8 protein-coding genes and 2 pseudogenes are annotated in these 7,677 nt (G+C 62.2%); 6 read left to right on the forward strand and 4 right to left on the reverse strand.

Annotated features, from left to right (window positions below; genetic code table 11):
- A pseudogene (locus AC0GNR_RS19115) lies at window positions 1–411 on the reverse strand (IS21 family transposase); the annotation flags it as partial.
- 833 nt (window positions 412–1,244) lie between these two features.
- Between AC0GNR_RS19115 and AC0GNR_RS19120 the strand changes: the two are divergent.
- From AC0GNR_RS19120 to AC0GNR_RS19140, 5 genes and pseudogenes are all read left to right on the forward strand, one after another.
- A pseudogene (locus tag AC0GNR_RS19120) lies at window positions 1,245–1,427 on the forward strand (NAD(P)H-dependent oxidoreductase); the annotation flags it as partial.
- 85 nt (window positions 1,428–1,512) lie between these two features.
- Window positions 1,513–1,866 carry a zinc ribbon domain-containing protein YjdM gene (locus AC0GNR_RS19125; RefSeq protein WP_472902354.1) on the forward strand — a complete coding sequence of 118 codons (354 nt, stop codon included), beginning with the start codon at window positions 1,513–1,515 and terminating at the stop codon, window positions 1,864–1,866.
- 30 nt (window positions 1,867–1,896) lie between these two features.
- Window positions 1,897–2,520 (forward strand): 3'-5' exonuclease, encoded by a 624-nt coding sequence (locus AC0GNR_RS19130; protein ID WP_472902355.1) that lies wholly within the window; start codon window positions 1,897–1,899, stop codon window positions 2,518–2,520.
- Between the two features lie 53 nt (window positions 2,521–2,573).
- The gene (locus AC0GNR_RS19135) at window positions 2,574–3,044 is read left to right on the forward strand and encodes a C40 family peptidase (protein ID WP_472902356.1); all 471 of its coding nucleotides are present in this window, start codon (window positions 2,574–2,576) and stop codon (window positions 3,042–3,044) included.
- 59 nt (window positions 3,045–3,103) lie between these two features.
- Entirely contained in the window at window positions 3,104–4,216 is a 1,113-nt protein-coding gene (locus AC0GNR_RS19140) for a 3-deoxy-7-phosphoheptulonate synthase (protein WP_472902357.1), read from the forward strand.
- A gap of 61 nt (window positions 4,217–4,277) precedes the next feature.
- On the opposite strand, the gene infA is transcribed toward AC0GNR_RS19140, so the two are convergent.
- Together infA and AC0GNR_RS19150 are read right to left on the reverse strand one after the other, a co-directional pair.
- The gene (gene infA, locus AC0GNR_RS19145) at window positions 4,278–4,532 is read right to left on the reverse strand and encodes a translation initiation factor IF-1 (protein WP_304826126.1); all 255 of its coding nucleotides are present in this window, start codon (window positions 4,530–4,532) and stop codon (window positions 4,278–4,280) included.
- Between the two features lie 13 nt (window positions 4,533–4,545).
- Window positions 4,546–5,040 carry a hypothetical protein gene (locus AC0GNR_RS19150; protein WP_472902358.1) on the reverse strand — a complete coding sequence of 165 codons (495 nt, stop codon included), beginning with the start codon at window positions 5,038–5,040 and terminating at the stop codon, window positions 4,546–4,548.
- A 309-nt stretch (window positions 5,041–5,349) separates the two neighbouring features.
- Between AC0GNR_RS19150 and AC0GNR_RS19155 the strand changes: the two genes are divergently transcribed.
- On the forward strand, window positions 5,350–6,789 hold the full coding sequence (locus tag AC0GNR_RS19155) for a DNA/RNA helicase domain-containing protein (protein WP_472902359.1): 1,440 nt from the start codon (window positions 5,350–5,352) through the stop codon (window positions 6,787–6,789).
- On the opposite strand, the gene AC0GNR_RS19160 is transcribed toward AC0GNR_RS19155, so the two are convergent.
- Window positions 6,691–7,677, reverse strand: a 987-nt coding sequence (locus AC0GNR_RS19160) for an IS630 family transposase (protein ID WP_472901375.1), incomplete at its 5' end; no start/stop codon positions are given. The two genes, AC0GNR_RS19155 and AC0GNR_RS19160, sit on opposite strands and share 99 nt — an antisense overlap.

The raw sequence follows: 7,677 nt of genomic DNA on the forward strand, positions 1-7,677 counted from the left end.
GGCTTGCCCGATCTGGATGTGGCCGAAGTGGCCCCAGTCGCATTGCCCCTGTTCACCGGGCAAGGTGCGCAGGCGCAAGTAGGCCTGTGCTGGGGGGCGCGGACGGTGGCGGGCGACGATGTGGCGAAAGTGGTCGGGGCGCCCCTCGTAACCGCGCTCGGCGGCCATGGTGTGCAGCCGGCTGGCCGTGAGGTTGGGGAACTGCTTCAAGGTCTCCTGGATAAAGGGCAGGTAGGGGGTCACGCCCGAAGTGCGTTGTGCGGGCACGATTGGGGCCGCGCCGGCCTGGGTGAGCACGCGCATGACGGTCTCGCGGTGCACGCCCAGCTGGGACGAGATGGTTCCCACCGGCCAGCGCTCGGCGTGGTGGTAGCGCAGGATCTGCGCCTTGAGTTCAGGTGAAATGGCCATGTGAGTCGGTACTCCATACGGAAGGTTGGGATGGATGGCGAAAGCGGCATCGCAGAAAGTCCTGACGCACAAAAGCCGAGACCGAACGGCCGCAAAACTGGCACTTGCAGCGCTGGCTTGCGTCTGGATTCAGAGCGGTTGCGTCGCTGGATGGGAGTACATCAGCGCAGGGCGGTGGTGGGCCACCCTGATGCGTCACTATTTGTTGGCGCGCGCGCCATTGCCCCTGGCGTGTGGCGTGAGCGTGGCGGCCCTTGCGGCTGTCCTGGTAGCGTTTGGCAGCGGCGCGCTGGGCGCAACTTCTGGCCTGGAGTGAGCAGACTGCGCTGCAGTAGCGCTGGCCGCGGTCGCAGTGGCTGCAGATGAGCACAGGGCTGCGACACAGGGCGCACAGAAAACGTCTGGGCGGTGGTGACGGCGGCTGTGGTGGTGCGTGTTGGGCAGTGGGCATGGGCGGTCCATTCCCATGCGTGGGCCCACGCTGCTGGACAGCCACGCCCGCTTCGTGAATACTGACAGCGGCAACGGCGCCCTCCAAAGCGGTGGGTCTCGGGGCGCGACAGTGGGTTTACCGGAAAGTGACTGTCACTGTCGCGCCTGCTTCTTACACAGGTAGGCGATATGTAACGCAAAACACCAGCGCTGCGCCATACCCCTGCGCTGGCTCAAGCCCGCTCGCCATGGCCAAAGCAGGCACGCTCAGGACACGTCTGTGCCCTGTGCAACGGGCACCCTTCGATTCAAAGGAAATTCAAAGCAGTCAGCTGACTGCCGCGGATGACCGCCACCGACTGCTTGCCGACACCAGATTTACGCGGGTTTAGAGCGCCGCTAACAGCACACCCATGGAGGGCTTTGACCCGGCGAAGCTGGACGCCATTTTGAAGCTGCGCGAACGCGGCTTGCGCAGCGTGGCGATCTTGCCGCTGGGCTACCGGGCCGAAGAAGGCGACTGGCTGGTGAACCTGAAAAAGGTGCGCCGCCCGATGGCTGAATTTGTGACCGAGGTGCGCTGACGCTCGAGGTTTGGTGGGTTGTGGGACCGGTGTTGGGCCGGTCCACTACCATTGGAGTCTTCGTTCCGTTTGGCTCCTGCTCACCATGCCCCATACCGCTCCCGCCTGCCCACAATGCGGCCTTGAAAACACGTACGCCGACGGCGACAACTTCGTCTGCCCCGACTGCACCCACGAATGGCCCAAGGCTGAGGCAGGCGCAGGCGATGAAGACGCTGGCAGCGCCGCCGTGAAAGACGCCAACGGCAACCCGCTGGCCGACGGTGACGCGGTGATCTTGATCAAGGACCTGAAGGTCAAGGGTTCGTCGAGTGTGCTCAAAAAGGGCAGCAAGATCAAAAGCATCCGCCTGGTGGACGGTGCCGATGGCCACAACGTGGACTGCAAAACCGAGCTGGGCAGCATGCTGCTGAAATCGGAGTTTCTGAAGAAGGCCTGAGCGCCCAGCACACCCACACAACGCACCGCCATGAGCCGCATCGCCGTTATCGACTTCGAAACCACCGGTATCTCGCCCGGCCAGGGCGACCGTGCCACCGAGGTGGCGATTGTGTTGCTGGATCAAGGCCGGGTGGTCGACCGCTTTCAGAGCCTGATGAATGCGGGCGTGCACATTCCGGCATTCATCACGCAGCTCACCGGCATCACCAACGCGATGGTGCAGGCCGCGCCGCCGGCCGAAGCCGTGATGACCGAGGCCGCCCGCTTTGTGGGCGAGGTGCCGATGGTGGCGCACAACGCTTCGTTTGACCGCCGCTACTGGGTGGCCGAGCTCGCGCGCGCCGGGCAACCGGCGCAGCAGCCTTTTGCGTGCACGGTGCTGCTGTCGCGCCGGCTGTACCCCGAGGCGCCCAGCCACAAGCTGGGCAACCTGGTGGATTTTTTCCACCTGCCGCGCACCGGAAAGGCCCACCGCGCGCTGGGCGACGCCGAAATGGCGGCCGAATTGCTGGGGCGCATTCAGCACGATTTGCGCACCCGCCACGGTGTGCCCAACCCCGACCATGCGTTCCTGATGGGGCTACAGCGCTGCACCAAGCCAGCCGTGGCCAAGCTGCTGCGCCAGGTGGCAGCTCAAGCTTGCCCCACATGACACCCCAGCCAACACACGCACAGAAGCGGGGCGATCCGGTACGCTGGGCAACCATGCGCCTCGTTGTACCCAGCCTTGCCCTGTTTTTCGTCCTGCTGATGGGGGGCTGCGGCAGTGCGCCCCCGGCACCCGGGTCGGCTCACCGCCCACTGTTGACGGGGCAGGCCAGCGACATCGCTATCCATGCGCTGGGCCTGGTGGGTACGCCCTACCGGTACGGCGGCAACACACCGCAAAGCGGCTTTGACTGCAGCGGGCTGATTGGTTATGTGTACAAAAGCAGTGCTGGTGTGGCGCCGCCGCGCACCGTGGCACAGCTGTCACGCTTTGGCCAACCTGTGAATGCCCGCGAGCGGCGCACCGGTGACCTGGTGATTTTTGGCGCTGGCAGGCCGTTTCATGCGGGCATCTATGTGGGTGAAGGCCGGTTTGTGCACGCGCCGTCCACCGGCGGCACGGTGCGCATGGACCGCCTGGACAACCGCTACTGGGCCGCCCAGCCCACCGCTTTTCGCCGCCCCTGAGCGCGTTCACGGCGCGTGCGCCAGGCAGCAGCCTGCCAAGGCCGCGCGACAATAGGGGTATGACCCACGCCCAACGCACCTCCACCCCGCTGTCTACCCAGGACACCACCCGCATTGACGACCTGCGCATTGGCGCGGTGCGCCCACTCATCACGCCCGCGCTGCTGCAGGAATGGCTGCCCACACCGCCCGAGGCGCTGGCGCTGGTGGAGAGCAGCCGCAGCGCGCTCTCGCGCGTGCTGCACGGACAAGACGACCGCTTGATCGTGGTGGTCGGGCCCTGCTCCATCCACGACCACGCGCAGGCCATGGACTACGCACAGCGGCTCAAAACCCAGGCCGACGCACTGGCCAGCGACCTGCTGGTGGTCATGCGGGTGTATTTCGAAAAGCCCCGCACCACGGTGGGCTGGAAGGGGTACATCAACGACCCCCACCTGGACGGCACGTTCGCCATCAACGAAGGTCTGGAACTGGCCCGCCAGTTGCTGCTGGACGTGCTGGCGCTGGGCCTGCCGGTGGGTACCGAGTTTCTGGACTTGCTGAGCCCGCAGTTCATCAGCGACCTGGTGAGCTGGGGCGCCATTGGTGCGCGCACCACCGAAAGCCAGAGCCACCGCCAGCTGGCCAGCGGCCTGAGCTGCCCGGTGGGCTTCAAAAACGGCACCGACGGCGGCGTTAAAGTGGCCACCGACGCGATACAAGCCGCTCAGTCAGCACACGCCTTCATGGGCATGACCAAAATGGGCCAGGCGGCTATTTTTGAAACCCGGGGCAACCAGGACTGCCACGTGATTTTGCGCGGCGGCAAAGTACCGAACTACAGTGCGGCCGATGTGGACGCTGCCTGCCAGCTGCTCAAAGCCGCCGGCCTGCGCGAACAGGTGATGGTGGACGTGTCGCACGCCAACAGCAGCAAACAACACCGCAAACAGATCGACGTGGCCGCCGACGTGGCGCAGCAGATCGCCGCAGGCGAAACGCGCATCACCGGTTTGATGATCGAGAGCCATCTGAACGAAGGACAGCAGGACATCGTGCCCGGCCAGGTGCTGCAGGCGGGTGTCAGCGTCACCGACGCTTGCATCAGCTTTGAGCAGACCGTGCCGGTGCTCGAAGGGCTGGCGGCGGCCGTGCAGGCGCGCCGAAAGCGCCTGAAATCAGACAACTGACGTCAGGCGCAAGCCTTGGCACCGCTCACGCTGGCGGCGCCGAGGCGGTTTCAAGGTCGAATCAGCGCGGCTTGCGCGGCACCATCGGGCCGCGGCCTTCGATGTGGCGGAAATTGATACGGCCCTTGCTCAGGTCGTAAGGGGACAGCTCCAGCGACACGCGGTCACCCGCCAGGATGCGGATGTGGTTCTTGCGCATCTTGCCTGCCGAATACGCAATCAACTGGTGACCGTTGTCCAGAGTCACGCGAAAACGCGTGTCGGGCAGCACCTCGTTGACGATACCCATCATGTCAATCAGATCTTCTTTGGCCATGTGTGGCTCCTTTTCAAATACAGATTTGGGGTGACAGCACCTGCCCCACAGCGATCGGGCGCGCGTGGGTGCGCAGTGTGTCGTTGACCCAATCAATGCCTTGCGCAACAGCGTATTTTGCCGCGGCATCGTGGGTCGAGAAATCGTCAACAAAGCGCATCACTCGGGCAGTGGAAGCGCTGCCGCGTCCACTGGCAATGGACACCTGTGCGGCAAAGCGCCCGCAGGGGAGCGGACGCGGACAAGCCGCAATGCGGTATTTGCCCAAAGTGAGAGGAGAAAGACTCTTCGTTGTCGTAATCGTGGTCGTATGAATCATTAAAAACATCAGTGGGCACGGGCCCGCAGCAACAGCCGCAAAACCTGAAAACGCCCGAAAAACAAAGTGGCAGCCCCAAGCGCCGGGGTGCCCAACTGAATCTCCCGGAGCCAGCGCGGTGTTGGGAACACCAAGCCAGATCCGGCGCACGAGCCACGGCAGGGGCATCGGCAACAGGAGGGAAAACATTTGCCACGGCGCCGACCCAAGACGGGTACGGGGCTGGCGTGGCTCACCAAGGTGGGACTGGACCAGCAACCCCTCTGCCTGGGGTGGTGCGCGCAGGTTGCTGACAACTTGCGCGCGGCCGGTCGCCCAAGGCGAGCCGGTTAATGTAGCACGAGGAATGGAACTGTGCACGCGTTGGGAGCTGGCCCGCAAGCGTGAGCGCTGACAGCACACCCGCTTTGTATCGCTTTAAAAGCGCATCAGTTTGGCCACTTCAGCGGGAATAGGGTCGGGTATAACAAGCTCGCAGGATTCAACAGGGGGAACAATTTGACGGGTCGCGCCTACTTCGAAGACACCATTGCAGCATTTTTGTGCCGCTCCGACGATGCAATTTTGGGTCAGCTGCTTCGAGAGAGCGTATTTGCCGTTGAAGAAACACAGCGAAGAGCCTGGCAGCAACAGCTGAACTTGTTGCGCCCAGCCTTGGCTCCCTTCACCGGCCGCGGGACGGTGTATTTCGAATTTTCTGTCCCTCGATTGGGCAAGCGTATTGACAGTGTCGTGTTGATCGACAACCTCGTGTTGGTGATCGAGTTCAAAGTGGGTGAGGCCGTCATTCACAGCGCAGCGATAGATCAGGTCTGGGACTACGCGGTTGATTTGAAGAATTTCCACGAAACGTCCCACTGTGTTTCTATTGCGCCGGTGTTGGTGGCTACACACACCCACCCGAGAGCCATCGTCATGACCACAAGCGTGCAGGATGACGGCGTGTACCAGCCAGTCGCGATCAGCGGTTCACAAATTGGCGAAACAATCACTCAGGCGCTGGCGTTTTCGCACGGCGCTTGCATTGATGCCAACGTATGGGTGCGCGGTGGATACCGCCCGACGCCCACCATCATTGAAGCTGCCATGGCCTTGTACAGCGGCCACAACGTCAGTGATATTTCGAGAAACGATGCATCTGACATCAATCTGTCGCGCACATCGGCTGCCATCGAATCGGTCATTGGTCAGGCGCAAGCACAGAAACAAAAATTTATCTGCTTTGTCACCGGCGTGCCCGGCGCAGGCAAAACACTGGTCGGGCTGAACATTGCCACGCAACACAAAACCACCAGCGATGATCTTCATGCTGTGTACTTGTCTGGAAACGGGCCGTTGGTTGCTGTTCTGCAAGAGGCATTGGCGCGCGACAGCGTCGCCAAACATCGGGCGGCAGGCAGCAGAATAAAAAAAGGTGAAGCACTGCGGGCTGTGGCTTCTTTCATTCAAAACGTGCACCACTACCGGGACGAATGCCTTCGCGATGCAGCGCGAGCCCCCGACGAACACATCGCGATTTTTGACGAAGCGCAGCGTGCCTGGAACCTCGAACAGACCGCGTCGTTCATGCGCCGCAAAAAGGGCTACCAAGACTTCGACCAATCGGAGCCAGCTTTCCTGATTTCGTGTTTGAACCGCCACAAGGATTGGGCAGTCGTGGTGTGCTTGGTGGGTGGCGGTCAAGAAATCAACACCGGTGAAGCCGGCATAGAGGAATGGGTCAAAGCCGTTGAACAGCGTTTCCCAGACTGGCAAGTACACATCTCAGACCACCTTCAGAATGCGGAATACGGCTCCGGAGAGTGGCTGGAACGGCTATTGATCCGGCCCTGTGAAGTCTTAAGCTGCATATCGAACGTGACGGTCCTGGAAGTAGCTCATGACGCGCTCGGGGTTTTGCTCCAGCATCGCCATGTGATCGTTGGCCGCATCGCGTAGCTTGGCCTTGGTTCGCACCGGCACGCGCTTGCCCATCTCCTGCTTCAAGTCCGCATTGAGCCGCTCCTCTGGGTTGAGCTGTGGGCTGTAGCTGGGCAGGTAGAACAACTCGATCTGGTCCTGCCGCTCAGCCACCCAAGCCTTCACCAGCTTGCTGTGGTGGACCCGCAGGTTGTCCAGAATCAGAAAGACTTTTTTACCCGCGTCCTTGATCAAAGCTTGTAGGAATTCGATGAGCTTCTCAGCATCGAAAGCCTCGTCAATGATCATCCACCGCGTCTTGCCCTGGTTGGTCACCGTGGCAATCATGGAGAGCTTTTGACGGGTGCCGCCCACGGCCATGGCCACCGGTGTTTTGCCCGCTGGCGCGAAGCTCCTGCCGCGCACATCGGTGTTGACCAAGGCCGTCTCGTCGCCCCAGTGAATCTCGGCCCCCTCGGCCCTGGCGCGCTGCTCAATGCCGGGGTACTCGCCCTCCAACCAAGCCTGCACGGCAGCAGGGCTTTGCTCGTAAGCGCGCTTGATGGGCTTTTGCGGTGTGAAGCCCCAGCGGGTGAGGTACTTGCCGATGCTGCGCACTTGCAGCTTGATGCCAAATTCCTGTTCGATGAGCTGACCCACTGCGGCCCGGCTCCACAAGCTGAAATCCATCTTGAGCTGCTCGGGGCGTTTGTCGATGATCAGGCGCTGGATGGTGTCTTCCTGCGCCTGACCGAGCACCCGGCCATCGCCTCTGGCTCGTCCACGAACAGCGGGACGTATCGCACCCCAGCCGCCAGCGTCAAACAGATCGATAGCCGTTCGCACTGTCGGGTAGCTCAGCCCCGTCATCGTGACGATCTGCATGATCTTGGTGCCTTGTCTGTACAGCCTCACGACCTGTTTGCG

This window comes from Hydrogenophaga sp. LT287 (genome assembly GCF_055702805.1).